Annotated in this window: 25 protein-coding genes; 15 read left to right on the top strand and 10 right to left on the bottom strand. The window is 65.1% G+C overall.

Going from position 1 to position 23,203, the window contains the following annotated elements; genetic code table 11:
• Positions 1 to 249 precede the first annotated feature (249 nt).
• The 3 genes from B5M41_RS16390 to copM all read left to right on the top strand — a co-directional run bounded on the left by B5M41_RS16390 (position 250) and on the right by copM (position 1,479).
• Entirely contained in the window at positions 250 to 687 is a 438-nt protein-coding gene (locus B5M41_RS16390) for a hypothetical protein (protein ID WP_134648972.1), read from the top strand.
• Between the two features lie 39 nt (positions 688 to 726).
• Positions 727 to 1,041: a hypothetical protein gene (locus B5M41_RS16395; RefSeq protein ID WP_134648973.1), complete on the top strand. Its 315-nt coding sequence runs from the start codon at positions 727 to 729 to the stop codon at positions 1,039 to 1,041.
• 69 nt (positions 1,042 to 1,110) lie between these two features.
• Entirely contained in the window at positions 1,111 to 1,479 is a 369-nt protein-coding gene (gene copM, locus B5M41_RS16400) for a CopM family metallochaperone (protein ID WP_134648974.1), read from the top strand.
• 117 nt (positions 1,480 to 1,596) lie between these two features.
• On the opposite strand, the gene B5M41_RS16405 is transcribed toward copM, so the two are convergent.
• Together B5M41_RS16405 and B5M41_RS16410 are read right to left on the bottom strand one after the other, a co-directional pair.
• Entirely contained in the window at positions 1,597 to 1,815 is a 219-nt protein-coding gene (locus tag B5M41_RS16405; protein ID WP_134648975.1) for a hypothetical protein, read from the bottom strand.
• Between the two features lie 157 nt (positions 1,816 to 1,972).
• Positions 1,973 to 2,602, bottom strand: coding sequence for a DNA-3-methyladenine glycosylase I (locus B5M41_RS16410; protein WP_134648976.1), 630 nt, complete (start codon positions 2,600 to 2,602; stop codon positions 1,973 to 1,975).
• 211 nt (positions 2,603 to 2,813) lie between these two features.
• Here B5M41_RS16410 and B5M41_RS16415 point away from each other — a divergent pair, with 211 nt between their 5' ends.
• Together B5M41_RS16415 and B5M41_RS16420 are read left to right on the top strand one after the other, a co-directional pair.
• Positions 2,814 to 3,554, top strand: a complete 741-nt coding sequence (locus B5M41_RS16415) for a L,D-transpeptidase (RefSeq protein WP_134648977.1) — start codon at positions 2,814 to 2,816, stop codon at positions 3,552 to 3,554.
• A 192-nt stretch (positions 3,555 to 3,746) separates the two neighbouring features.
• On the top strand, positions 3,747 to 4,451 hold the full coding sequence (locus B5M41_RS16420; RefSeq protein WP_160870682.1) for a L,D-transpeptidase: 705 nt from the start codon (positions 3,747 to 3,749) through the stop codon (positions 4,449 to 4,451).
• A 35-nt stretch (positions 4,452 to 4,486) separates the two neighbouring features.
• On the opposite strand, the gene glcF is transcribed toward B5M41_RS16420, so the two are convergent.
• Genes glcF through B5M41_RS16435 form a run of 3 tightly spaced genes read right to left on the bottom strand, consistent with a single transcriptional unit; the run spans position 4,487 to position 8,456 of the window.
• Complete coding sequence (glcF, locus tag B5M41_RS16425) at positions 4,487 to 5,809, bottom strand: glycolate oxidase subunit GlcF (RefSeq protein ID WP_134648978.1); 1,323 nt, start codon at positions 5,807 to 5,809, stop codon at positions 4,487 to 4,489.
• A gap of 14 nt (positions 5,810 to 5,823) precedes the next feature.
• Positions 5,824 to 7,023: an FAD-binding protein gene (locus tag B5M41_RS16430; RefSeq protein ID WP_134648979.1), complete on the bottom strand. Its 1,200-nt coding sequence runs from the start codon at positions 7,021 to 7,023 to the stop codon at positions 5,824 to 5,826.
• Entirely contained in the window at positions 7,020 to 8,456 is a 1,437-nt protein-coding gene (locus B5M41_RS16435) for an FAD-linked oxidase C-terminal domain-containing protein (protein WP_134648980.1), read from the bottom strand. The genes B5M41_RS16430 and B5M41_RS16435 overlap by 4 nt, the downstream gene beginning before the upstream one ends.
• A 106-nt stretch (positions 8,457 to 8,562) precedes the next feature.
• Here B5M41_RS16435 and B5M41_RS16440 point away from each other — a divergent pair, with 106 nt between their 5' ends.
• Positions 8,563 to 9,459 (top strand): LysR family transcriptional regulator, encoded by an 897-nt coding sequence (locus B5M41_RS16440; RefSeq protein WP_134648981.1) that lies wholly within the window; start codon positions 8,563 to 8,565, stop codon positions 9,457 to 9,459.
• Between the two features lie 15 nt (positions 9,460 to 9,474).
• Positions 9,475 to 9,984, top strand: coding sequence for a hypothetical protein (locus tag B5M41_RS16445; protein WP_134648982.1), 510 nt, complete (start codon positions 9,475 to 9,477; stop codon positions 9,982 to 9,984).
• Between the two features lie 15 nt (positions 9,985 to 9,999).
• Here B5M41_RS16445 and B5M41_RS16450 read toward each other — a convergent pair whose 3' ends face one another.
• Complete coding sequence (locus tag B5M41_RS16450; RefSeq protein ID WP_134648983.1) at positions 10,000 to 11,277, bottom strand: DUF3422 family protein; 1,278 nt, start codon at positions 11,275 to 11,277, stop codon at positions 10,000 to 10,002.
• A 141-nt stretch (positions 11,278 to 11,418) separates the two neighbouring features.
• Here B5M41_RS16450 and B5M41_RS16455 point away from each other — a divergent pair, with 141 nt between their 5' ends.
• The 6 genes from B5M41_RS16455 (at position 11,419) to B5M41_RS16480 (ending at position 17,569) form a co-directional block, all read left to right on the top strand.
• Positions 11,419 to 12,213, top strand: coding sequence for a FadR/GntR family transcriptional regulator (locus B5M41_RS16455; RefSeq protein ID WP_134649041.1), 795 nt, complete (start codon positions 11,419 to 11,421; stop codon positions 12,211 to 12,213).
• A gap of 83 nt (positions 12,214 to 12,296) precedes the next feature.
• Positions 12,297 to 12,809 (top strand): NUDIX hydrolase, encoded by a 513-nt coding sequence (locus B5M41_RS16460; protein ID WP_134649042.1) that lies wholly within the window; start codon positions 12,297 to 12,299, stop codon positions 12,807 to 12,809.
• A 71-nt stretch (positions 12,810 to 12,880) separates the two neighbouring features.
• Positions 12,881 to 14,383, top strand: a complete 1,503-nt coding sequence (locus B5M41_RS16465) for an inorganic phosphate transporter (protein ID WP_134648984.1) — start codon at positions 12,881 to 12,883, stop codon at positions 14,381 to 14,383.
• Positions 14,384 to 14,393: 10 nt separating this feature from the next.
• Positions 14,394 to 15,131, top strand: coding sequence for a 16S rRNA (uracil(1498)-N(3))-methyltransferase (locus tag B5M41_RS16470; RefSeq protein ID WP_134648985.1), 738 nt, complete (start codon positions 14,394 to 14,396; stop codon positions 15,129 to 15,131).
• Between the two features lie 136 nt (positions 15,132 to 15,267).
• On the top strand, positions 15,268 to 16,641 hold the full coding sequence (locus tag B5M41_RS16475; protein ID WP_134648986.1) for a glutamate--cysteine ligase: 1,374 nt from the start codon (positions 15,268 to 15,270) through the stop codon (positions 16,639 to 16,641).
• Positions 16,642 to 16,726: 85 nt separating this feature from the next.
• On the top strand, positions 16,727 to 17,569 hold the full coding sequence (locus B5M41_RS16480; protein ID WP_134648987.1) for a DUF937 domain-containing protein: 843 nt from the start codon (positions 16,727 to 16,729) through the stop codon (positions 17,567 to 17,569).
• A 68-nt stretch (positions 17,570 to 17,637) separates the two neighbouring features.
• Here the strand turns inward: B5M41_RS16480 and B5M41_RS16485 are convergent, their stop codons facing one another.
• Together B5M41_RS16485 and B5M41_RS16490 are read right to left on the bottom strand one after the other, a co-directional pair.
• Positions 17,638 to 19,887 (bottom strand): methyl-accepting chemotaxis protein, encoded by a 2,250-nt coding sequence (locus B5M41_RS16485; protein WP_167719023.1) that lies wholly within the window; start codon positions 19,885 to 19,887, stop codon positions 17,638 to 17,640.
• Positions 19,888 to 20,153: 266 nt separating this feature from the next.
• Complete coding sequence (locus B5M41_RS16490; RefSeq protein ID WP_160870672.1) at positions 20,154 to 20,450, bottom strand: DUF1127 domain-containing protein; 297 nt, start codon at positions 20,448 to 20,450, stop codon at positions 20,154 to 20,156.
• 274 nt (positions 20,451 to 20,724) lie between these two features.
• Here B5M41_RS16490 and B5M41_RS16495 point away from each other — a divergent pair, with 274 nt between their 5' ends.
• Complete coding sequence (locus B5M41_RS16495; protein WP_134648990.1) at positions 20,725 to 21,678, top strand: LysR substrate-binding domain-containing protein; 954 nt, start codon at positions 20,725 to 20,727, stop codon at positions 21,676 to 21,678.
• Positions 21,672 to 22,244 carry a GNAT family N-acetyltransferase gene (locus B5M41_RS16500; protein ID WP_134648991.1) on the top strand — a complete coding sequence of 191 codons (573 nt, stop codon included), beginning with the start codon at positions 21,672 to 21,674 and terminating at the stop codon, positions 22,242 to 22,244. Before B5M41_RS16495 ends, B5M41_RS16500 begins: the two co-directional genes overlap by 7 nt.
• Positions 22,245 to 22,273: 29 nt before the next feature.
• Here the strand turns inward: B5M41_RS16500 and B5M41_RS16505 are convergent, their stop codons facing one another.
• Both B5M41_RS16505 and B5M41_RS16510 read right to left on the bottom strand, forming a co-directional pair.
• Positions 22,274 to 22,693, bottom strand: coding sequence for an MAPEG family protein (locus tag B5M41_RS16505; protein WP_134648992.1), 420 nt, complete (start codon positions 22,691 to 22,693; stop codon positions 22,274 to 22,276).
• A gap of 98 nt (positions 22,694 to 22,791) precedes the next feature.
• Positions 22,792 to 23,151, bottom strand: coding sequence for a hypothetical protein (locus B5M41_RS16510; RefSeq protein ID WP_134648993.1), 360 nt, complete (start codon positions 23,149 to 23,151; stop codon positions 22,792 to 22,794).
• Between the last annotated feature and the right edge of the window lie 52 nt (positions 23,152 to 23,203).

Below are 23,203 nucleotides of genomic sequence, written 5' to 3' on the forward strand. Positions count from 1 at the left end.
CCTAGCGGATTGGGCCGGAAGCGGCAAGGGCGCAAAGACACGCCCTTTTTGATGGAGCCGAACCGGCCGCTCTCCTTTTAGTGGATTTCGGCTGCGGCTCGGCGTATGAAAGCGAACGCTCACTCGCGCAGTCGTTGCTGCCGGTGAACGTGTATATGAAAAGACGGCGACCATACGCAGGGCTGGGTGTGGTTTGCCGCCGCCCGCTTGTCCTCCCGGACAGCGACGACAGCAGCCCGGACCGACCGAATGGCATCGAAATCGACAATCTCCCGCGCGCAACGCTCGTCCGTCGCAGACTTCATCGGCATCAAGGCGGATCAACTGGACGACATGTTCGTCTGCGAATCCTGGAGCGCGGACCTCGCGACGGGCATTGTCTGGATCGGACCGCAGACCGCCGCCTTCCATGGCGTGGCCGGCCAGACCTGCGGCATCCTCGACATCATCCAGCCCTATGACCCCGCCGACTGGCACAAGATCCTGCTGGCGCTGGAGGAAGCCGCCACCGTGGCGACCGATATCAGCTTCGGAACCTCGATCCGCCCCATGGCGGGCCTCTACCGCCCGGTATTCTGCTTCGGCCATTCGGAAATCACCGCGACGGGCGGCGCAATCGTCGGCACCTTCGCCACCGCGCGGCGCTGTCTCGAAACGACTTCGACCATGCCGGCCCTGCTGAACTGAGGCCTTTCCTTTTGCGCCGCACGCGCCTATCTCTGATGCATGCGGAAGCTCTTCCTCATATTCGCCATTCTGGGCGCCGTGCTCGCCGGCTGGGTGCCGGCGATGGCGGGGACGCTGCATGCGGCCCAGATACCGGCGGCGCAGACCGTGCAGATGCATGACCACGGCTCCGGCGACCATGGCAAATCCAAGCCGGCCGCCCATCCCGTCGCATGTGCCGCGTGTTTTGCGATAGAAGCGGAAACGCTTTTCCCAGAAAGCCGGCGGCTCGACATTTGCGCGCGCATGTCCAGCGCCGAGCCGCGCCTTGCCGGCCGTGCGCTCTCGCCGCTCGATCCCCCTCCCCGATCCTGAACGCGATTGCATGACATGCGGACGCGCCTTGCGTCCGATCATCAACCGTTTTCAGAACTGGAAAAGACAATGAACGCAAAGACCCTGTTTCTTGGCGCAGCCCTCACGCTCGCCTTCTCCCTGCCTGCCATGGCGCAGGAGGCCGATCACTCCGGCCATCAGATGGCGGCGGAGCCTTCGGCCAGCGCATCCACGCAGGCCTTCATGGACGCCAATGCGAAGATGCATGAGGGTATGGATATCCCGTTCTCCGGCGATGCCGACGTGGATTTCGTGCGCGGCATGATCGCCCATCACCAGGGCGCCATCGACATGGCGAAGGTCGAGCTGGAACACGGCAAGGACCCGGCCATCCGCAAGCTCGCCGAGGAGATCATCAGCGCCCAGGAGGGCGAGATCAGGATGATGGAAGCGTGGCTGGCGAAGAACGCCAAGTGACCACATCAGAGAAGACCGGGAGGCTCGCCGCAAGGCGGGCCTCTCTCGTTTCGCCACACGGGCGATGACCATATGACCGAATGAAAAACCCGCCGGAACCGGCGGGTCTTCAATCGCTCACTCGCCCGCCGGCGGCCGGCTCGTCGCCGAGGCCTCGACAAGCGAGGCGGCGATCGCGCGGGCCATCATCAGGCTCGTTTCGCGCAGTTCGGTGTTGGAGCCGCTTCGTGCGGACCGGATGAGACGAAAGCCCTCGCGCAACATGATCTCCTGCGCCTTGTCACAGGCCCAGAGCTCCAGCCGGGTATCGTCGATTGCAGATCGGTTTGGCGCCATGAATCCCCCATGCCAAATCATTCAGCATAAAGCGGCACCGCGCGACCATACGTGTACACGTCGCCCCAGACTTGTCGATGTATGAATTCGCCGCTCAACCATAAGCTACATGATTCGTCGTAAATTCAAATAGCGCTTTGCCAGATCAAGTCCGGATTTATGGCCGTATGAGCGCTTTTCTCTTCAATTCTACTTCGGCACGGCAGAAGCAACCTTCGATGTGGTCGTTCACGAGCCCCATGGCCTGCATGAAGGCATAGACGGTCGTGGGGCCGACGAAGGTCCAGCCGCGCTTCTTGAGGTCCTTCGAAAGGCGCACGGATGTCGGCGTCGTCGGGTTGGCGGAAATCGTCACCCAGTCCACCCGTGCCGGACGTTCCTCGGGGCCCGGCTCGAAGCTCCAGAAATAGCGGGCGAGCGTGCCGAACTCGTCGCGCAGGGCCTGCGCGCGGCGCGCGTTGTTGATGGTCGAGACGATCTTGCCGCGATGGCGCACGATGCCGGGGTCGGCCAGGCAGCGCGCGATATCGTCCTCGCCGAACGCCGCGACGCGGTCGAAATCGAAGCCGGCGAAGGCGGCACGGAACCCATCCCGCTTGCGCAGGATGGTGAGCCAGGACAGCCCCGACTGGAACCCTTCCAGGCAGATCTTCTCGAAAAGACGGATATCGCTGGTGACGGGCTGGCCCCATTCCTCGTCATGGTAACGGCGGTAGTCGTCGAGGTTGCCGTGCCAGGCGCACCGCGTCTTGCCGTCCTCGCCCACCGTCAATCCGCGTTCCGTCATCGCCGTCTCCGTTTCCTGTTTGTTCGCGTTTACCACTCATCAACCACCTTTGGAAAGCCGGCAATAACCCTACTCAACGCTTTATCGGCATCGTGCATGTTTAATGAACGGCCGTTTACCATTCGCTTCATCTGACGGTGCAAGCATTTTCCCGAACCGGCGCCGCATTGGGGCGGCGCAGACCGGCGACGATCAGTAGCGAGTACGTCCGATGTTGATACGAACCCTTCTAGCAGCAGTCCTGCTGAGCACCACGACGGTTGCCCACGCCAACGACCGGTACGGCAGCCGCCCGCCCGTCATCGTCAGCCCCGACCTCACCGCGCCGTGGCTGATGCAGCTGACCGGCGAAGGCGCGCAGCCCGCCGCCAATACGCGCCGCATCATCCAGCGCCAGCGGGTGGAGCAGCGCCGCGTCATCCGCCGCGACGGCGTCGCCCGCGTGGAGCAGGTATCGGCGACCGGCCAGGCGCAGAGGCCCGTGCGCTCCAAGCTCGATCCGATGTATCTGCCGCAGATCGTTTCCTACGACAGCAAGCACAAGGCCGGCACGATCGTCATCGATACCAACAACCGATTCCTCTATCTCGTGATGGGCGACGGCAAGGCGCGCCGCTACGGCGTGGGCGTCGGCAAGCCCGGCTTCGAATGGGCCGGCACGCATACCGTAACCCGCAAGGCCGAGTGGCCGCGCTGGACCCCGCCCAAGGAAATGGTCGCGCGCGAGGCCGCAAAGGGCCATTACCTGCCGGCCTCCATGGAAGGCGGACCGGAAAACCCGCTCGGCTCGCGCGCCATGTATCTCGGCTCGACACTTTACCGCATCCACGGCACGAATGCGCCCTGGACGATCGGCTATGCGGTCTCCTCCGGCTGCATCCGCATGCGCAACGAAGATGTCGTCGATCTCTACGAACGCGTGAAGGTCGGTACCAAGGTCATCGTGATCTGACGCCGCACGACACCAAGCAATTCGAACATCTCCGGCCGCCCCGCTGCCGGAGATGTTTTCGTTTTACGCAGGCACCGTCGAAAGAATTCGAAGAAATCCGCCCCCGCAACCGTTCCGCTTCCGGCAGGCCGACTTGAATTTGATCAGGACTCGGCTAGCCTTGCGGAATTGAGGATTGAGAGGGAATTCAACATGCGGACATACGCATCGATCTTGCTGGCGGCCGCCGTCGCCGTCACGGCGATCATGCCGGCGACAGCGGCCAGCGCCTTTCCCGGCGCGCGGCAGGAGAACCAGGCCGGCCCCGCGCGCGACGTCGTGCTCGTGCAGCAGAGCAAGAAGCAGGTCGCCCAGAAGTACAAGCGCACCAAGGTCCGCTTCGTCACCGACCAGGCGCCGGGCACCGTTATCGTCGATACGAACAACAAGTTCCTCTACTATGTCGAGGGCAAGAACCGGGCGACGCGCTACGGCATCGGCGTCGGGCGTGACGGCTTCGGCTGGTCGGGCGTGGTGAAGGTGGGGCGCAAGGCCGAATGGCCGAGCTGGACGCCGCCGGCCGAGATGCGCCGCCGCGAGGCCAAGAAGGGCCGCATCCTGCCCGTCGTGCAGGCCGGCGGCGAGGACAACCCGCTCGGCGCGCGCGCCCTCTATCTCTACCAGGGCGGCCGCGACACCATCTTCCGCATCCACGGCACGAACCAGCCCTGGACGATCGGCCAGAACATGTCGTCGGGCTGTATCCGCATGATGAACAAGGATGTGGAGCATCTCTACGCCCGCGCTGATGTCGGCACCAAGGTCGTCGTCGTCGGTCCCGGCAACCGGCAGGGCGCCGTCAACTACAACGACCGCGGCGTGGATTTCTTCGGCACGCTCTTCGGCTTCGGCGGATAACGGCCAGGACTTGCTTGGATCAGAGAATGCCGGCTTCAGGCCGGCATTTTCGTTGCAAGGTTTGAGATCGCCACGGGTTTCTCACCACCATAGGCCCAATCGAGCAATTCCACCGTATGCAGAATCGGCACGGCGGTTCCGGTCGCGATCTGTGTGATGCAGCCGATATTGCCGGTGGCGATGAGGTCGGGCTTCGTCGCCTCGATGTTCTTGACCTTGCGCGCCTTCAGCTTGGCCGAGATTTCCGGCTGGAGGATATTGTAGGTGCCGGCCGAGCCGCAGCAGAGATGGCCTTCCGCAGGATCGCGCACCGTAAAGCCCGCCTTCTTCAACAACGTCTTCGGCGCCATGGTGATCTTCTGGCCATGCTGCATGGAGCAGGCCGAGTGATAGGCGACCGTCAGCCCCTTCGCCTCCTGTTGCGGCAGGTCGAGGGTCGCGAGATATTCCGTCACGTCCTTGGCGAGGGCCGAGACGCGCGCCGCCTTGCCCGCATAAACGGGGTCGAGCCGCAGCATGAAACCGTAATCCTTGATCGTCGTGCCGCAGCCGGAGGCCGTGATGATGATGGCGTCGAGCCCGCCCTTCTCCACTTCCGCGAGCCAGACATCGACATTGCGCCGCGCGGCCTCCAGCGCCTGCGCTTCGCGGCCCATATGGTGGACGAGCGAACCGCAGCAGACCTCGCCGGCCGGCGCCACGACCTCGACGCCGAGCCGGGTCAGAAGCCGGATCGTCGCTTCATTGATGCCGGGCTTGAGCACAGGCTGGGCGCAGCCGGACAGGATCGCGACCCGCCCGCGACGCTCGCCGGCAGCGTCATATGTGCCCGGTTTCGAGCTGGCGGAGGCCTTCGGCAATGTCTTCGGCGCCAGATCCAGCATCGCGCCGATGGGCTCGAAGGCCTTGAAGCGCTTGAAAAATCCGGCAAACGGCCGACCAAGCGCCGCAGCCTTCAGCGCGAGGCGAAAGCGCGACGGATAGGGCAGCGTCGCCGCCAGGATGTTGCGCGTCAGGCGGTTCCAGAACGGCCGCCTGTAGGTCTCCTCGATATGCATGCGCGCGTGATCGACCAGATGCATGTAGTCCACGCCGGAGGGACAGGTGGTCGTGCAGGCGAGGCAGGAGAGGCAGCGATCGATATGGGTGACCACCTCGGCATCCGCCGGGCGGCCGTTTTCCAGCATGTCCTTGATGAGATAGATGCGCCCGCGCGGGCTATCCAGCTCATTGCCGAGCGTCACATAGGTCGGACAGGTCGCCGTGCAGAATCCGCAATGCACGCATTTGCGCAGGATCTTCTCCGACGTCGCGACATGCGGATCGGCAAGCTGTTCGGCGGTGAAATTGGTTTGCATCAGCAGGTGTCCTGTCAGCCGGTCATGCGGGATCTGAAAAGCCCGCCCGGATCGAAACTTGCCTTCACGGCGGTCTGGAGGGCTGCAACCGCGTCGGCCTGCGGCTGGAAGATGTCCGTTGCGGCGAGGACATCCGGCCGGGCGCGCAGCAGCGTTGCATGGCCGCCGCCGACCGCCTTGATATAGCGGCGCAGCAGGGCCGCCTCCGGATCGCTTTCCATGCGCAGCCAGACGAGGCCGCCCTGCCAGTCGTAGAAGGCATCGACGCCCGTTTCGAGACGCAGGGCCGCGACTAGCTGCTGGCCGGCTGTGGGCGCAACGGAAACCCGCCAGAGCGGGCGCGACGTGCCATCCGCATAGGGCGCGGCATCGCGGATTTCGCGCCAGAGGCGCTGTGTCAGACCGGCATCGCATTGCGAGACCGCACCGAAGCCGGCCATGGCATCGGCGAGCTTCTGCGCCCGGACCGAAACGGAGGCGGCAAGGCCTTCGAGCCGAAGCACGGTCGCCGCTCCGTCCGGCAGCGCGCCGCCGGCAAACCGGCCCCGCACGCTTTCAGGCAGATGCGCGGCACCGGAAACCTCGACCGGCAGGCCCATGGCGGTGGCCATGGCCGCCGTGGCCTCGGCATCGTTGAGACCCGAGATGACGATGGTGACGGCAGTTTCCGGCATCGGCAGGACCCGGAAGGTGACTTCCGTCAGGAGCGCGAGCGAACCGTGCGATCCGGCAAGCAGCTTTGCGAGATCGAGGCCCGTGACGTTCTTCATCACGCGGCCGCCGGCCTTCACGATCTCGCCCTTGCCGTTGACGAAGCGCACGCCGAGCAGGCTGTCGCGCGCAGCACCCGCCACGAAGCGCCGCGGGCCGGAGGCGTTAGTCGCAAAGACGCCGCCGATGGTGGGAATGCCGGATGAGCCGAGCACGCCGCGCAGGTCCACCGGCTCGAAGGCCAGCATCTGGCGGTTTTCGGCAAGGGCTGCCTCGACCTTTTCAAGCGGCGTTCCCGCCCGCGCCGTCATGGTCATCTCGGCGGGATTGTAGGCGACGATGCCGTTGAGGCCGCGCGTCGACAGTTGCTCGGCGCCATCGGCGGCCGGCAGCAGGCTGCGCGTGCCGCCACCGGAAATGGAGAACGGCGTCGCAGACAGGCCGGCGATCATGACGAGGCGCGCTGCGGCCTCTTCGGAGAGCGGTTCATGGATCGGTGTCATGCGGCGGGGCGCCCTTCGAGCGGGAAGACCTTGGAGGGATTGAGCAGCCATTGCGGATCGAAGGCGGCGCGGACGGCCATCTGCTGGGCGAGATCGGCCTCGCTGTACTGGTGGCGCATCAGGTCGCGCTTCTCGATGCCGACGCCGTGCTCGCCGGTCAGGCAGCCGCCGGCATCCACGCACAGCTTCAGGATCTCGTTGCCGGCGGCTTCCGCCCGGGCGGCATCGTCGGGATCATTGGCGTTGAAGAGGATGAGCGGGTGCATGTTGCCGTCGCCGGCATGGAAGACATTGGCGACGCGCAGGCCGTGTTTCGCGACGATCTCGGCCGTGCCGCGCAGGACATGCGGCAGCTGGCTGAGCGGCACGGTGCCGTCCATGCAGATATAGTCGGCGATGCGGCCCGTTGCGCCGAAGGCCGACTTGCGGCCCTTCCAGATCAGCGCCGCCTCGGTCGCGGACTGGCATTCCTTCACGACCTTGACGCCATGGCGGCCGGCGATCTCGATGATGCTGGCGAGCATGGCGTCCATTTCCGCCTCGGAGCCCTCGACCTCCACGATAAGCAGCGCCTCGACATCCATGGGATAGCCGGCCTGCGCGAAGGCTTCGCAGATTTCGATGGCCGGCTTGTCCATGAATTCGATGGCGACGGGAATGATGCCGGCGCCGATGACATCGGCCACACAGGCGCCGGCCTCTTCCGATGAGTCAAAGCCGAAGAGGACGGGACGCGCGCCTTCCGGCCGGGCGACGAGGCGCACGGTCGCCTCGGTGACGATGCCAAGCTGCCCCTCGCCACCGCAGACGACGCCGAGAAGATCGAGGCCGCCCGCATCGAGCGCCTTGCCGCCGAGATCGACGATCGTGCCGTCGATCAGCACGAGCTTGACGCCGAGCAGGTTGTTGGTCGTCACGCCGTATTTCAGGCAATGCGCGCCGCCGGAATTCATGCCGATATTGCCGCCGATGGTGCAGGCAAGCTGCGAGCTCGGATCGGGCGCGTAGAAATAGCCGTCGGCGGAGACGGCATCGGATATCGCAAGATTGGTGACGCCGGCCTGGACGGTTGCGGTGCGGTTGGCGAAATCGACCTCCAGGATCTGCGCCATCTTGGAAAGGCCGATGACCACGGCATCCTCCTGCGGGATCGCACCGCCGGCAAGCGAGGTTCCCGCCCCGCGCGGCACGACCGGCACGCCGTAACGATGACAGTATTTCAGCACCGCGGCGACCTGCTGCGTGGTCTCGGGAAGGGCGACGGCGAGCGGCAGGCGGCGATAGGACACGAAGGCGTCCGTCTCGAAGGGAACGAGTTCGCGCGGCTCATGCACGAGACAGCCTTCGGGCAGGAGATCGAGGAGATCGGCGACGATTTCACGCCGGCGCGAAAGAACCGCCGGGCGCGGCTCCAGAAACGCGATCTGATCCATATTTTGCCTCCCCAATCCACAAGTGGTCTGTTTTCTTTACCACTTTCTCTCAGCCGGTGCAAATGATAAGCATTTTATCCGCTACGGAAACAATGGGCGCGACGGAATGACCAATCTCGGCGATCTCGAAATCTTCTCTCGCGTCATCTCCATGGGAAGTATGTCGGCAGCGGGGCGGGCATTGGGTCTATCCCCAGCCGTCGTATCCAAGCGCGTGAAAAGACTGGAGGAGCGCCTCGGCACCCGCCTCTTCCAGCGCACCACGCGGCAGATCTCGCTGACGGAGGCCGGACAGGGCTTCTACGAGCGTATCGTCGGCATTCTCGCCGGTATCGAGGAGGCGGAAGCCTTCGTGTCCGGCCGGTCGGGCGCGGTGCGCGGGACGTTGCGCCTTTCCGCCCCGACATCCTTCGGCCGCCTGCATATCGCGCCGCATCTGAAAGGCTTCATGGATGCCTATCCGGAACTGATCGTCAATCTCGTGCTGACGGACGACTTCTCCGACATCGTCGGCGACGGCTTCGACCTGGCGATCCGCATCGGGGAACTTTCCGATTCCTCGCTGGTCGCGCGGCGGCTTGCCCCGGTCCGGCGCGTGCTCTGCGCCTCGCCCGATTACATCGCCCGGCACGGCATGCCCGCGACACTTGCCGACCTCGCCGCGCATGTCTGCCTGCCGCCGCACACGCAGGACCTCTGGCGCCTCGAAGGCCCCGAGGGCAGCGTGAGCTTCCGGCCGCAGGGGCCGCTCTATACGAACTCCAGCGAGGTGGTGCGCGAGGCGGTGTTTTCCGGCATGGGAATTGCGCTGCGTTCGAGCTGGGATGTGGGGCCGGCGCTGAAGGATGGCGGGCTCGTGCAGGTGCTGCCGCAATACGAAGGCTCGCGCAACGTGGTCCTGTCCGCCGTCTATCCCAGCCGGCAATTCCTGCCGATCAAGGTGCGGCTGTTCATCGACTATCTCGCCGAACTCTATGGTTCCACGCCCTATTGGGAACATTGACCGCAGGAGGAAGACATGACTGGCAGATTGAGCATGCTCGCACTTGCCTTCGGGCTCATGGCCTCCCCGACGCTCGCCGCGCCGCTCGATCCGCTGCTCGAAGGCTTCGATGACGCCTGCGACTACAGCGACGGGCTCGCGACGCTGCTTCAATCGAGCTACGCCTTCGCCCGCAAGGAAGGCGACATCGTCATTCCGGCCGGCTACGAGACGGTCTTCGGCCCGCCGACCGTCGCGCCCGTCGACGAGTACCTGCACATCACCCTGCCGGTGAGCGGCGGCACCTGGCGCGGCGTGCCCGTGCAGGAAATCGAGGTCTTCATCACGGCGCTCGAAAGCGGCTTCAGCTCCCACGCCGTGATTTTCCCGGCAGGCGCGGTGAAGCAGGCGGAAGAGACCTTCAAGGCGCGGGGCGAGGCCGCGCAGACGAAACTGACCGCGCAGGACGAGCCGGGCCTCGGATGGCAGACCGGCTTTTCCGTCATCGATGGTGTGCCGCGCTATATGTGCGACCTCTCCACCTGAGCCGGCACGATCGTCTCAGTGCCTGTCTTCCTCGGCATGCCGGTTGCGGATCGTGCGGACGAGAAGCCACATGCCGATGATGACGAAAGGCACCGCGATGCCGGTCGCCGTTTCCGGCTTCACCGGCACGCCAAGCCCGTGCGCCGCCTTGGCGACATAGCCGAAGAGACCGACGACGTAATAGGAGATCGCCGCCACCGAAAGGCCCTCGACGGTCTGCTGCAGGCGAAGCTGCAACCGTGCGCGGCGATCCATGGAATTCAGCAGCGACGTGTTGAGCTGTTCCAGCTCCACGTCGATCCAGCTGCGCAAAAGCGCGGTGGCGCGGGCAAGCTTGCGCGACAGGTTGGCCTGCCGCTCCTCGACGGACTGGCAGGTGCGCATGGCGGGCGCCAGGCGCCGCTCCAGGAAGAAGCCGAGCGTCTCATAGCCGGGCACGGCGGTTTCCGCGAGTGTGCGGATGCGCTCCTGCACGATGCCGTAATAGGCGCGGCTGGCGCCGAACCGGTAGAGGCTGAGCGCGGCATTCGCCTCCAGTTCCGCGGCAAGGCGCGTGATCTCGGAGAGAAGCGCGTCGGCCTTGTCGCGGGCGTGCTGCTTCATCGCATTGGTGATGCCCGTCAGCCCGTCCTCGATGCGGCGGATTTCGGGTGACAGCGACTGGGCGAGCGGCAGGCCCATCATGGCGAGCGTGCGGTAGGTCTCGATATCGAGCAGGCGCTGGACGAGCGCGCCGCGCCCGGCTTCCGTCATGCCCTTGTCGATGACGAGGATGGGGGTCAGCCCGTCGCCGTTCTGGCGGAAATCCGTGACGATGACGCCCTGGCCGTTCTTGATCTCGCTGTAACAGAGGCTGGTGGGATCGAAGGTGGCGATCGCCGCCCGCGTTTCCGGCGAATCCGGGCGGATCTCCAGGCGAATGCCCGATATCAGCGTGCCGGGCGGCGAAAAGCTGTCGCCGAACGGGTGGACGGGCACCTCGCCGCCGAAGGTCTCCGGCGCCGGCGCATCCCAGAAATAGGTCGAGAACTCGGTGTGCCGCTCCCAGCGCAGCGTGCCCTGCCCCCAGCTCAGCGCGTGGTGGTTGGAATCGCGGCCGGGCGGCGAGACCCCGCGCGAACGCGACAACTCGCCCATCACGGCGTGATCGACGGCCGAGCCGCCCTCGGTCAGGAATGCAAGCTGGAAAATGACGCGCGGCGACGGCACGAGCGCATACGGCCGTGCATGGATCTCGCCAAGAGCCTGCGCACGCATTGTCGCCTGCGGAAAGGCGAAGCTGCCCTTTGCCATGTCTGCACCTTCCCCTCATGTGCAACAGATCTTTCTTAACAAATGTCAGGGCGCCGGTGATGAGGCGCATTGACGCAGGCCAACGATGAGGATTGGACAAGTTTGTTGACCAGTTTCCGTGTCGGTTGGTACTATCGCGCCGTGACCGAAACCGCGTTCGACCTCTTTGCCCCCATCAGCCATGACCGCACCGCCGACGAGGTCGTGCGGCAGATCGAGCTTTTGCTGCTGGAAGGCGTGCTGCGCGATGGCGACAGGCTGCCGGGCGAGCGCGAACTTTCCAAGCGCCTCGACGTCTCCCGGCCGATCCTGCGCGAGGCGCTGAAGGCGCTGGAAACCCGAGGCCTGCTCATCAGCCAGCACGGCGGCGGCACCTATGTCGCCGATATCATCGGCCAGGTTTTCTCGCCGGCTGTCGTGGACCTCATCGCCCGTCACCAGCGCGCGACCGGCGACTATATCGAATACCGGCGCGAGCTGGAGGGCATCACCGCCGAACTCGCCGCCCGCCGGGCGACGGACTATGACCGCCAGATGCTGACCCGCATCATGGATGCGATGCGGGACGCCCACGCCGGCGGCTCCTTCGACGACGAACTGGAGACGGATGTCGAGCTGCACAACGCCATCGGCGAGGCGGCGCACAACATCGTGCTCCTGCACACGCTGCGCTCCTGCTACCGGCTGCTGGCGCAGGGGATCTTTTTCCATCGCCATCTCGTTTTCTCCTCGCAGGAAGCCCGGGAACACCTTCTCGCGCAGCACGAGGCGATCTACGCCGCCATCATGGCCCGTGACGGAAATGCGGCACGAAATGCCGCTCAGGCGCATATGGACTATATTGCCGTCGCTATCCGCGACGCCGAACGCAGCGGCGAATGGCAACGTATTTCCCAGCTGCGCATGCAAAAGCGCAATCTTCCCGCAAAAGCCTGACTTGCGCTGCAATCTGCGCGCAAGCAAGATATGTCACAAAGCGACTCGACACGCACGTCCCGACACGAGGAATGAAAAAGACCTTGAACATTCTCAGCCGCATCGCAAGCGACGTCCAGCTCATGTTCCGCAGGCCCGTCCGGGAACAGTATGGCGCGCTGTGCTACCGGCTGAAAAAGAAGCGCTCGGCGGTCGAAGTGCTGCTGATCACCAGCCGCGATACCGGGCGCTGGGTCATACCGAAGGGCTGGCCGATGGACGGCAAGAGCGCCGCCGCAGCGGCAGCGCGTGAAGCCTGGGAAGAGGCCGGCGTCAAGGGGGTGATCGCGGACGAGGCGATCGGCGACTATCATTACATGAAGGGCCTGCCTGAAGGGCTGAAGGTCGATTGCCGGGTGCGCGTCTTCGCGCTGGCCGTAGACGACATCTGCAAGAATTTCCCGGAAAAGAACCAGCGGCGCGCCGAATGGGTCGATTGTGCCGAGGCGGCCAACCGCGTTCAGGAGCCGGGCTTGAAGAAGCTCTTCCTCGCCTTCGAGCAGAAAATCCTCTCCGGGCTTCCCCCGATCGCAAAAAACGGCACGACCGGCGCCTGACACGGCCTCCGCCATATTGCCGCCTATGCCTTGAGGCGTTACTGCCTCTCGGCAAAACTGGAGCAGCATGAATGGCCAATTCTCAAGTCCAGCTTCGCAAGCCGACGCTGGACAAGGACCTGGAAAAACTCACCCTCACCGAACAGGCCACGCATTTCGTGCTGCGCTCCTGGACGGGTGCGGGAATTTCACTTGTCTTCCTGCTCCTGACGATGGCCATCGCCCATACATTCGCCACCGGCACGCCCGGCGTTCTCGTTATCGCCGTCACCGCCGCGCTGGCCGCCTACATGGCCATGAACATCGGCGCCAACGACGTGACGAACAATGTGGGCGCGGCGGTGGGCGCCCGCGCGATGAGCATGGGCGTGGCGCTGGCGATTGCAGCCGTGTTCGAGATCGCAGGCGCGCTTCTGGCCGGTCGCGGCGTTGCCGAGACCGTCGCCTCCGGCATTCTCGACCGCGCGAACTTCCCCAGCCCCGAGGTCTTTGCCTGGGCAATGATGGCCTCGCTCGTTTCGGCCGCGATCTGGATCAACATCGCGACCCTCGCCAATGCACCGATCTCCACCACGCACGCCATCATCGGCGGCGTCATCGGCGCGGGTGCCGCGGCAAGCGGCCTGCACAGCGTGCAGTGGGACGCGATGGGGCTCATCGTCATCAGTTGGACCGTCTCACCGATCCTGGGCGGCGTGATTGCCGCGCTGTTCCTGTTCTTCATCAAGGAAACGATCATCTACCGCGAGGACAAGATCGCGGCGGCAAAGACCTGGGTTCCCGTTCTCGTCGCCATCATGGCCGGCGCTTTCTCGGCGTTTCTCGCCACCGGCGGCACAAATGGTTTCTATCATATGCCGTTCGGCACAGCCCTGCTGGTCGGCCTGGCTGTAGGCGTGCTGACCTATTTCGTCACGCGCCCGATCGTGCGCCGGCACGCGGAAGGACTGGACAACCGCAACCAGTCTCTGCGCACGCTGTTTCGTCTGCCGCTGATCTGTTCGGCGGCCTTGCTGTCCTTTGCCCATGGCGCCAACGACGTCTCGAATGCGGTCGGTCCGCTTTACGGCGTCGTCGTGGCGTTGCGTGAAAGCAGTGGCTCGGCAAATGCCGGCATTCCGCTCTGGGTGATGGTCATCGGCGCCTTCGGCATCTCGCTTGGCCTTCTGCTGTTCGGTCCACGCCTCATCCGCATCGTCGGCAGCGAGATCACCAAGCTCAACCCGATGCGCGCCTTCTGCGTGGCGCTCTCCTCCGCCGTGGCGGTGCTGACGGCATCGGCCTTCGCCATTCCCGTCTCCTCGACGCATATCGCCGTCGGCGCCGTCTTCGGGGTCGGCCTGTTTCGCGAATGGTACACCCGCAATTCGCAGCGCCGCATCGACTATATCCGCAGCCGCGGCAACGGCATCGCACCCGAAGAGCCATCCGCCAATCCCGACGAGACACGCCGCCGCTATCTGGTTCGACGCTCCCACTTCATGACGATCGTCTCGGCCTGGATCGTGACGCTTCCGGTCTCGGCGATGCTGTCCGCCCTCGTCTTCCTCGCCCTCAACGCCGTGTTCAGCTGAGAGACCGATCATGCGTGCCAATTACCGGATGCAGCGCCTCTTCGTGGACGATGCGCTTGCGGCGGACCAGCCGTTCGAAGCCTCCAAGGACCATTTTCATTACCTGACGAACGTGCTGCGCATGGGCGAAGATGACGCGGTACTGCTGTTCAACGGGCGGGACGGGGAATGGCGCGCCACGCTGTCCTTCCCCACCCGCAAGCGCCTCGTGCTGACCCCCGTCGAACAGACGCGCCCGCAGCCCGCCCCTTGCGACCTGCATTACCTGTTCGCGCCGCTCAAGGTCGGGCGGCTGGACTATCTCGTGCAGAAGGCGGTGGAAATGGGCGCCGGCATGCTTCAGCCGGTGATGACCCAGCACGTGCAGGGCAAGATCACCAATCTCGAGCGGCTGGAGGCGAATGCCGTGGAGGCCGCCGAACAATGCGGCATCCTGGCCATCCCGCGCGTTGCTGCCCCCCGCAAGCTGGACGATCTCATCTCCGACTGGCCGAGGGACCGCCGTATCATCTTCTGCGACGAGGGGCATGGCAGCCAGAACCCCTTGGCCGTCCTGCGTGACATCAAGGAGCGCAAGCTCGCCCTTTTGGTCGGCCCCGAAGGCGGGTTTTCGGACGAGGAACGCACGCTGCTGCGGGGGCTGGATTTCGTGACGCCCATTCCGCTCGGCCCGCGGATCCTGCGCGCCGATACCGCGGCCGTCGCGGCGATGGCCGTGATCCAGGCGACCATCGGCGACTGGGAATGATTTTCCTCGAAAGTCGAATTGGTTTTTTTGAATCTGCCTTGAAAGGAATTCGCTTGCACCGCATTTAATTCCGGTTCAAGCACCCTCCCAAGGCCCTGCGGTTCTGCCGGGCATATCCGTTCAGAAGAAGACGCCCATGGCCCGTGACACCACCGACCAGACGCCGATCCGCACCGTTGCGGAAATGGCGGACTATCTCGCCGCCGGCAACAAGCCGAAGGAGAAGTTCCGCATCGGCACCGAGCACGAGAAATTCGTCTTCTTTACGGCCGACAACAGCCCCGTTCCCTATTTCGGCGATGCGAGCATTTCCGCACTGCTCAACGGCATGCAGGCCAAGACCGACTGGGAGCCGATCATGGATGCCGGCAACATCATCGGCCTTGCGGAACCCTCGGGCATGGGCGCGATCTCGCTGGAGCCGGGCGGCCAGTTCGAGCTGTCGGGCGCGCCGCTTGAAAACCTGCACCAGACCTGCAAGGAATCAAACCAGCATCTCGCCACGTTGCGCGAGATCGCCGAACCGCTCGGCATCCGCTTCCTCGGCATGGGCGGCAGCCCGAAATGGTCGTTTGCCGAAACGCCGCGCATGCCCAAGAGCCGCTACGACATCATGACCCGCTACATGCCGAAGGTCGGCAGCCAGGGTCTCGACATGATGTACCGCACCTGCACGATCCAGGTGAACCTCGATTTTTCCTCCGAAGCCGACATGCGCCGCAAGATGCAGGTGTCGCTGAAGCTGCAATCGCTCGCGACCGCGCTCTTCGCCTCCTCGCCCTTCACCGACGGCAAGCCGAACGGGCTCCTGTCCTGGCGTGGCAATATCTGGCGCGACACGGACAACAACCGCGCCGGGCTCATTCCCTTCGCCTTCGCGCCGGATTTCGGCTTCGAGGACTATGTGACCTGGGCGCTCGACGTGCCGATGTATTTCATCGTCCGCGACGGCAAGTACCACGACTGCACGCATGTCACGTTCCGCCAGTTCATGGCGGGTGCGCTGAAGGGCGAGGTCGCGGATTACGAGCCGAATTTCGGCGACTGGACGAACCACCTCTCCACGCTGTTTCCCGATGTGCGCCTCAAGCGGTTCCTGGAAATGCGCGGCGCCGATGGCGGCCCGTGGCGTCGCATCTGTGCGCTGCCCGCTTTCTGGGTGGGTCTGCTTTATGACGACGGCGCGCTCGACGCCGCCGAGGCGCTGACCCGCGACTGGACCTTCGAGGAAGTCTCGGCGCTGCGCGACGCGGTGCCGGCGCAGGGGCTGCGCGCCGAATTCCGCGGCAAGCCGCTCTTCGATGTCGCCCGCGAGGTCCTCGCCATCGCCCGCCAGGGACTTGTCGCGCGCGCACGCCTGAATGGCGATGGCGTCGACGAAAGCGTGTTCCTCGCACCGCTCGACGAAGTGCTGGCCAAGAAGGCCACGCTCGCCGAAGACATGCTGGCGCTCTACCATGGCCGCTGGAACGGCTCCGTCGAGCCGGTCTTCAGCGAGTACCAGTACTGACATCACGCCAGAAAGCGGTTTGCGCGGCGGAAATTCCCATTATACTCAAGGCGCATACACGCCTGCCAGGGGAAGGGTCTCGCCGATGCAATCGCTCTACGACATGATCATGCAGGCCCAGAACGGCAACGCGGTGGAGATCATGGCGCGGCAGTTCGGGCTTGCGCAGGAGCAGGCGGCCAAGGCCGTCGCCGCGCTGATGCCGGCCTTTTCCGAGGGCTTCAAGCGCAACGCCGCCAACCCCTATGACATGGCCGCCTTCATGAAGGCGCTGACCACGGGCGAGCACGCCAAGTATTTCGAGGACGTCTCCAAGGCCTTCACGCCGCAGGGCCTTGCCGAGGGCAACGGGATCCTCGGCCACCTCTTCGGCAACAAGGACGTGTCGCGCGCCATCGCCGCGCAGGCCGCGCAGATGACCGGCATCGGGCAGGAAATCTACAAGCAGATGCTGCCGGTCATGGCCAGCACGCTGATGGGCGGCCTCTTCAAGCAGTCCTTCGCCCCGTTCTTTCCCGGCGCGCCGGCCGGCGGCGCATCCGCCAACCCCTTCGCCGAGATGATGCAGCAATGGGCCGAAGCCTCAGGCCTCGCGAAGAAACCCGAGCCGGCGAACCCCTTCGACAATCCGTTCACGCAGGCCGCGCAGGAGTTCTTCGGCACGAAGAAGGAAGCGCCTGCCGCCAATCCCTTCACCGACAATCCCTTTGCGAAAGCTTTCCAGGACATGATGGCCGGAATGGCGGGCCAGCCCGCGGCAAGCGAGAAACCGCAGGAACCGAACGCCGCCCCGGCCGATGCGCTCAAGTCGCTCGTCGGCACGATGTTCGATACCGGGCTGGAAATGCAGAAGGACTACCAGCGCAACGTCGAGGCGATCTTCGAGACGATGCGCAACGGCATGGACAGCGAGAGCAGCAAGGCCTGACGGGCTTGAGGCTGCCCTGAAGTAAGGGGCGGCAGCTCTCGGCCCCGCCCCGACCTTCACCGCGAACCTTACGCCGCAGCCCGCGTCCGCGCCGCATCGGCGGGCAGGTTGAAGCGTTCGACGATGGCGGCGAGCGCGCGCGTATCGCCGGCGAGGCCGGACATGCCCGCCGCGGTCTCGGAAACCGCCTGACGGTTCTGCGCCGTGACCTGCTCCATCTCGTTCATCGACCGGCTGATATCGCCGAGGCTGGACGATTGCTGGTTGGCGGCGGCGGCGATCGAATGGATGTGGTCGCTGATGCGGGTGACCTGCTCGGCGATGCCCGAAAGGGCCGACCCGGCCTGCTGCACGAGATCGACGCCCTTCGCGACTTCCGTGCCGGATTTGGTGATGAGCGCCTTGATGTCCTTGGCGGCATTGGCCGAGCGCTGGGCGAGTTCGCGCACCTCCTGCGCCACGACGGCGAAGCCCTTGCCGGCCTCGCCCGCGCGCGCCGCTTCCACGCCGGCATTGAGCGCCAGCAGGTTCGTCTGGAAGGCGATCTCGTCGATGACGTTGATGATGCTGGAGATCTCGCGCGAGGCGCCCTCGATCCGCTCCATGGCGGCCACCGCATCGGTGACGACGCCGCTCGACAGGTCCGTGCTGCGCTTGGCGTCCGTCGCCATGCGCGATGCTTCGTCGGCGCGCTCGGTGGAGTTGCGAATGGCCTCCATCATCTGGCCCACGGCGCCGGAGGTACGCTCCAGTGCTGCCACCTGGCTTTCCGTGCGCTCGGCGATGTCGCGGGCGGCGGCATCGACATGCACGACCTTGCCGTCGATCGAGCGCGCGCTGGAGGAGACGGCGGCAATGGTTTCCGCAAGGCGGCGGACCGAGGTGTTGAAATCGGCGCGCAACTCATCCAGCCCGTCCGCGAACGTACGGTCGATGACGGTCGAGAGGTCCCCGACCGACAGGCGCTCCAGCGCCGCACCGAGTGTGGCGACGGCTTCCTGAACCTCGCGCTGCTGGGCGGCCTTGGCCGCCTCCTGCGCCGCCTGTTCGCGGGCGGACGCGGCGCGCGCTTCGGCGGTCGACCGTTCGAGCGCGTCCTTTTCCAGCGCGGCGGTGCGGAAGACGGCGACGGAGCGCACCATGTCGCCGATCTCGTCGGCGCGGCCTTCCTTCGGCAGGTCGATCTGCGTGTTGCCGGCCGCAAGCGCCGTCATCGCCTTGACGAGCTGGTGGATGGGGCGCGTCAGGGCGCGCGAGAAGATCGTGGCCGCGAGGATGGCAAGCGCGATGATGGCGGCGGTGACGCCGAGCACGATGAGCGTGCCGCGCATCAGGCCGGCGGTCGCCTCCGCCCGGCTGATCTTCGCCACGACGGACCATTCGGCACTGCCGAAGGATAGCGGTGCCGCGGCGGCAAACAGTTCCGTCCCCGTCGCATCGGTGATCGTGCCGTGGGTTTCGCTGCCGACGGGCAGGTTCGTGATGTCGAGGCGAACCTTCAGCGCATCGTAGTCGGGCGTGCGGGGGGCATCCGTGAGGACCATGCCGTCGGCGCGCACGAGCACCGTTTCCCCGGTTTCGCCGAGGCCCTTGCTGTTGGCGAAGATCGTGTCGAGCTTGGCGTTCGGCACGCGGATCGCCATGATGCCGAGCGTGCGGCCGTTCATGGTGATGGGCGCCGCCAGAAACGCTGCCGGCGCGCCGCCGAGGGCCGCATATTCGGCGAAGTCGGAAAAGACGGACGACCCCGGTTCCTTGAGCGCCATGGCCTGGGTGAAGGCCAGCGCCAGACCGCTGTCCTTGTAGGGGCCGTCAGCGAGGTTCGTGCCGAAATCCTCGGCCTTGGCCACCGAGTAGAGCACGTTGCCCTTGGGGTCGATCATGTAGATATCCGCATAGCCGAGCGATTCGAGATGCTTGCGGAAGGTCGCGTGATACTGCTTGTGCGACCGGTCGAAATTGTCCTTCTTGGCGGTATCGAGCAGGTAGCGCTCGGACGGCGGGTTCGGATTGTCGGCGATGTAGCGCTTGTGCAGCTCCTTCGAGGGCTCCGCGCCCAGCGCCCCCCAAGCACCGGCGAACCCGTAGAAGGCCTGCGTGGTCGGCATGGCGCTCGCCATGCTGATGAGGTCGAGCTTCATGCCCTCCAGATAGGCGCGGGCTTCGTTGCGCCGGCCGTCCGCCGTCGCCTCCAGCTTCTGCATGACCTGGTCCGTCACCGTTTCGGCGCTGACGATCAGAGAGACCGCACTTGCGGCACCGATGGAAAGCAGCGTGAGCACGGCCGCGGCAAGGGGCAGTTTCCGGGAAATCCGCATGACGATCCGTCCAATAGAAAACGAGGCGGTGACCCGGTTCATCCGGAGGGCAGGCGGCATCATGCCCGTGGAGCGCTCCACGACTGCTGCGCAGACGGTATCCAAGTGTGGTTTACTTTAGGTAAAGCCGATCGCCGGCCGAGGACATGAAAAAGCCCGGCGCGGACCTTGGGAGTCGCACGCCGGGCAAGCAGCAGGGTTATTGGCTCTCACCCTGCGGGGAAGTCTGGCGGCGCCCTCGCGAAAGAGGGCGTGGCCGGGAGAAATCAGTCCAGGCGGCCGGCGCGCAGGTGACGGCGGGCGCGTTCGCGCGAGGCAAGCGTCAGGTGCAGGCCGGCATCGGAGAAGAACGAAGCAGCCCGCACGGCGTGCACATCACTGCGGCGCAGCCCCATGTCCAGAAGCTGGTGGTCGTCGAGCTCGTTGAGCCGGTTGACCATGCGGTGATTGCGCCAGGCGCGGAAAAATCCGAAGACGGCCGTGCGGACACGCGCTAGGAAGGTCGGGACCGGGCGGCGTGCCGCAGTCGTCTCAATTTCAAAATTACGGTCGATCATGCGCATGGCACTTCTCCTTTCCGGCGCAGCGGTCCATCGTCTTCGATGGGGTTTCGCAGGACGCCAATGATCGTTCGCCATCCGCAGGGGATCGGACGGCGGTTCGGGGTCTCGGTCTCATAAGGAACGCCCGCGGGAGGTCGAAGCGAGCGGCATATCTGCCGAACGAAGGCCCGGCGGACGGAGCAATCGTTCAACAATTGCTTTTTCGCAGAATCCCATTGATCAGTCCAACGAATGTTTCTAATAGTATCAATCAAACAATCTGATGAGTTTATCCATGTCCGCTCCGCTCGACATTGACCAGCTGCAGACCTTCGTCTCGATCGCAGATACCGGGAGCTTCACACGCGCCGCCGAGCGGGTGTTCAAGACCCAGTCGGCCGTCTCCATGCAGATGCGCCGCCTGGAGGAGCGCATCGGCAAGCAGCTCTTCATGAAGGATGGCCGCGGCAACCGGCTGACGGCGGAGGGCGAACGCCTGCTCAACTATGCCCGGCGGATGCTGCGCCTCAACAACGAGGCCATCGCCGCCTTCGATGACAACCGGCTGGAAGGCATGCTGCGCATCGGCACGCCCGACGACTATGCCGACCGCTACATGCCCGAGATCATCATGCGGTTCGCCAAGACGCATCCGAATGTCGAGCTTTACATCGTCTGCGAGCCCTCGGTGGACCTGGCCGAGAAGATGGCGAAGGGCGAGCTCGACATTGCGCTCGTCACCCACAATCCGCGCCAGCGCCATTCCGACGTCGTGCGCACCGAGCCGCTCTGCTGGGTGATGTCGGCGAACCATCCGCTGCCGGAAAACGCGCCCGTGCCGCTTGCCGTGGGGCGGCGCGACTGTCAGTGGCGGCAGATCGCCTGCGGGGCACTCGATTCGGTGGGCCGTGACTACCAGGTCCTGTTCACCAGCTGGTCGTCGACCGTCGTCGCCGCCGCCGTCATGGCCGGCATGGCCGTGTCGGTCTTGCCGGAATCGGCGCTGCGCCCGGGCATGAAGGTGCTGACGCAGGCGGACGGCTTTCCGTCTCTGGCGCCGGTGCAGATCGGCATCATGCGCCGGCCGGGCCTGTCGCCGTCGCTTTCCAACGCCATTACCAGCCATATCACAGCGTGCCTCGACAACATCACGCCTCTGGCCGCCACCGAAGACCTCACGGATGCCGAAGTCAAAGTGTTTCCGCGCCTTCCGCGGCATCGGCCGGGACAGATCCTGCCCGGATGGTAACGCAGCTTCCGCTTGACGGCGCCCCTCTCGTCAAGAACGGGCCGACCGGTGTCACCACCCGGCTCGCCCGCGACGACGAGGCGGAAACGCTCTGCCAGATCGAACGATCGGCCGCGCAGGCCTTCCGGCTGATCGAAGCCTTCTCATGGCTTTCGGTCGGGGATGTGCAGAGTGCCGAAACGCATCGCAGGCTGACCGCCGCCGGCACCAACTGGGTGGCGGCGGACGACGGCGACCGGCCGCTCGGTTTCCTGAGCGCGGAAATCGTCGGCAGCGACCTTCATATCTGCGAGGTCTCGGTGGGCCACCTTCATCAGGGCTTCGGCCTTGGCCGCAGGCTGATCGAACACGCCATCGAACATGCCGCGGCGCGTGGTCTCGAGGCGGTGACGCTCACGACCTTCCGCACCATTCCGTGGAACTGCCCGTTTTACGAGCGGCTCGGCTTCCGCATTCTGGAGGACGGCGAACTCTCGCCGCGCCTGCTCGAACTCATGGACCGCGAGGATGCCGACGGGCTTTCGCGCGACACGCGGTGCGCGATGCGGCTGGACGTCAGCGCCTGAAGACGGCGCCGGGACCGGCGCCGCCTGTATCAGGTAAAGGCGAGCCAGATACCGAGCCACGCCCACAGGGCCATCAGGACGAAAAGGCCGGCAATGAACAGCGGCCGACGGTAGCGCAGGCGGTTGCTCGTGACATGCACCCAGGCATGGGCATAGCGCAGGGCCACGAACAGCCAGCCGCCCGCCACCGTCACCGGATTGTCGGCATCGACCAGATAGAGAAGGATGCTGACGGCGTAGAAGAGAACCGGCAGTTCGAACTGGTTGGCGATGGCGTTCTTGACGGTGAGGCTTTCGGCCGGCTCCTCCCGGTTTTCGCGGAACTGCTCCGCACGGGCGGTACCATTGCGCACGGCGCCGATGCGGCGCGAGGAGAGCAGGACATAGAGCGCGAAGACGAGCGCGACATGCGCGATCATCGGCCAGATGGTGGCTTCCGTGGGAGACATGAAAATCCTTTGGCTTGTCGTATCGTCCCGCGTTCATAGGCGGTTATGGCCAGGGCCTCAACCCGCAGCGGCCGATCCGACAAGCCGAAAGCATGATCCTACTGGGGCGTCAGGGTCTCCGAACCGGAACCGTCCTTGCCGCTGATCGTCCAGGCGCCTTCGAGCGAGCCGTCGGCCTTCACCTCGTAGACGATGAGCCCGACCGCGTCTTCCAGCACATAGGCGGCGGCAAATGCATTGTCGTAGAGCATGCAGATGCCGTTCGACGTGACGGCACCGGTGTTCCATTCGATGGCGCAGGTCGTCTCGCTCGTCAGCGTGATCGTCGCCGTGCCGCTATAGGCCGAGCCATCGAGGTTCGTGCCCTCGACATTATAGGTGCCGGCATTGACGGTTTGCGCGTGAACGGGCGCGCCCAGCGCAAGGCCGAGAAGCACGCCAGCCAGAATCGTTTTCATGATGTCCCCCGAGGAGCAGCGAGATTGCCGCTATTTCATCCTATGCGCATAC

This window comes from Shinella sumterensis (assembly GCF_004514425.2).
GTDB lineage: Bacteria > Pseudomonadota > Alphaproteobacteria > Rhizobiales > Rhizobiaceae > Shinella > Shinella sumterensis.

What these genes read in the sequence shown, in the direction of transcription:
- B5M41_RS16390 (WP_134648972.1), top strand. Translation starts at nt 250, where the DNA reads ATGGCATCGAAATCGACAATCTCCCGCGCGCAACGCTCGTCCGTCGCA.
- B5M41_RS16395 (WP_134648973.1), top strand. Translation starts at nt 727, where the DNA reads ATGCGGAAGCTCTTCCTCATATTCGCCATTCTGGGCGCCGTGCTCGCC.
- copM (WP_134648974.1), top strand. Translation starts at nt 1,111, where the DNA reads ATGAACGCAAAGACCCTGTTTCTTGGCGCAGCCCTCACGCTCGCCTTC.
- B5M41_RS16405 (WP_134648975.1), bottom strand. Translation starts at nt 1,815, where the DNA reads ATGGCGCCAAACCGATCTGCAATCGACGATACCCGGCTGGAGCTCTGG.
- B5M41_RS16410 (WP_134648976.1), bottom strand. Translation starts at nt 2,602, where the DNA reads ATGACGGAACGCGGATTGACGGTGGGCGAGGACGGCAAGACGCGGTGC.
- B5M41_RS16415 (WP_134648977.1), top strand. Translation starts at nt 2,814, where the DNA reads ATGTTGATACGAACCCTTCTAGCAGCAGTCCTGCTGAGCACCACGACG.
- B5M41_RS16420 (WP_160870682.1), top strand. Translation starts at nt 3,747, where the DNA reads ATGCGGACATACGCATCGATCTTGCTGGCGGCCGCCGTCGCCGTCACG.
- glcF (WP_134648978.1), bottom strand. Translation starts at nt 5,809, where the DNA reads ATGCAAACCAATTTCACCGCCGAACAGCTTGCCGATCCGCATGTCGCG.
- B5M41_RS16430 (WP_134648979.1), bottom strand. Translation starts at nt 7,023, where the DNA reads ATGACACCGATCCATGAACCGCTCTCCGAAGAGGCCGCAGCGCGCCTC.
- B5M41_RS16435 (WP_134648980.1), bottom strand. Translation starts at nt 8,456, where the DNA reads ATGGATCAGATCGCGTTTCTGGAGCCGCGCCCGGCGGTTCTTTCGCGC.
- B5M41_RS16440 (WP_134648981.1), top strand. Translation starts at nt 8,563, where the DNA reads ATGACCAATCTCGGCGATCTCGAAATCTTCTCTCGCGTCATCTCCATG.
- B5M41_RS16445 (WP_134648982.1), top strand. Translation starts at nt 9,475, where the DNA reads ATGACTGGCAGATTGAGCATGCTCGCACTTGCCTTCGGGCTCATGGCC.
- B5M41_RS16450 (WP_134648983.1), bottom strand. Translation starts at nt 11,277, where the DNA reads ATGGCAAAGGGCAGCTTCGCCTTTCCGCAGGCGACAATGCGTGCGCAG.
- B5M41_RS16465 (WP_134648984.1), top strand. Translation starts at nt 12,881, where the DNA reads ATGGCCAATTCTCAAGTCCAGCTTCGCAAGCCGACGCTGGACAAGGAC.
- B5M41_RS16470 (WP_134648985.1), top strand. Translation starts at nt 14,394, where the DNA reads ATGCGTGCCAATTACCGGATGCAGCGCCTCTTCGTGGACGATGCGCTT.
- B5M41_RS16475 (WP_134648986.1), top strand. Translation starts at nt 15,268, where the DNA reads ATGGCCCGTGACACCACCGACCAGACGCCGATCCGCACCGTTGCGGAA.
- B5M41_RS16480 (WP_134648987.1), top strand. Translation starts at nt 16,727, where the DNA reads ATGCAATCGCTCTACGACATGATCATGCAGGCCCAGAACGGCAACGCG.
- B5M41_RS16485 (WP_167719023.1), bottom strand. Translation starts at nt 19,887, where the DNA reads ATGCGGATTTCCCGGAAACTGCCCCTTGCCGCGGCCGTGCTCACGCTG.
- B5M41_RS16490 (WP_160870672.1), bottom strand. Translation starts at nt 20,450, where the DNA reads ATGCGCATGATCGACCGTAATTTTGAAATTGAGACGACTGCGGCACGC.
- B5M41_RS16495 (WP_134648990.1), top strand. Translation starts at nt 20,725, where the DNA reads ATGTCCGCTCCGCTCGACATTGACCAGCTGCAGACCTTCGTCTCGATC.
- B5M41_RS16500 (WP_134648991.1), top strand. Translation starts at nt 21,672, where the DNA reads ATGGTAACGCAGCTTCCGCTTGACGGCGCCCCTCTCGTCAAGAACGGG.
- B5M41_RS16505 (WP_134648992.1), bottom strand. Translation starts at nt 22,693, where the DNA reads ATGTCTCCCACGGAAGCCACCATCTGGCCGATGATCGCGCATGTCGCG.
- B5M41_RS16510 (WP_134648993.1), bottom strand. Translation starts at nt 23,151, where the DNA reads ATGAAAACGATTCTGGCTGGCGTGCTTCTCGGCCTTGCGCTGGGCGCG.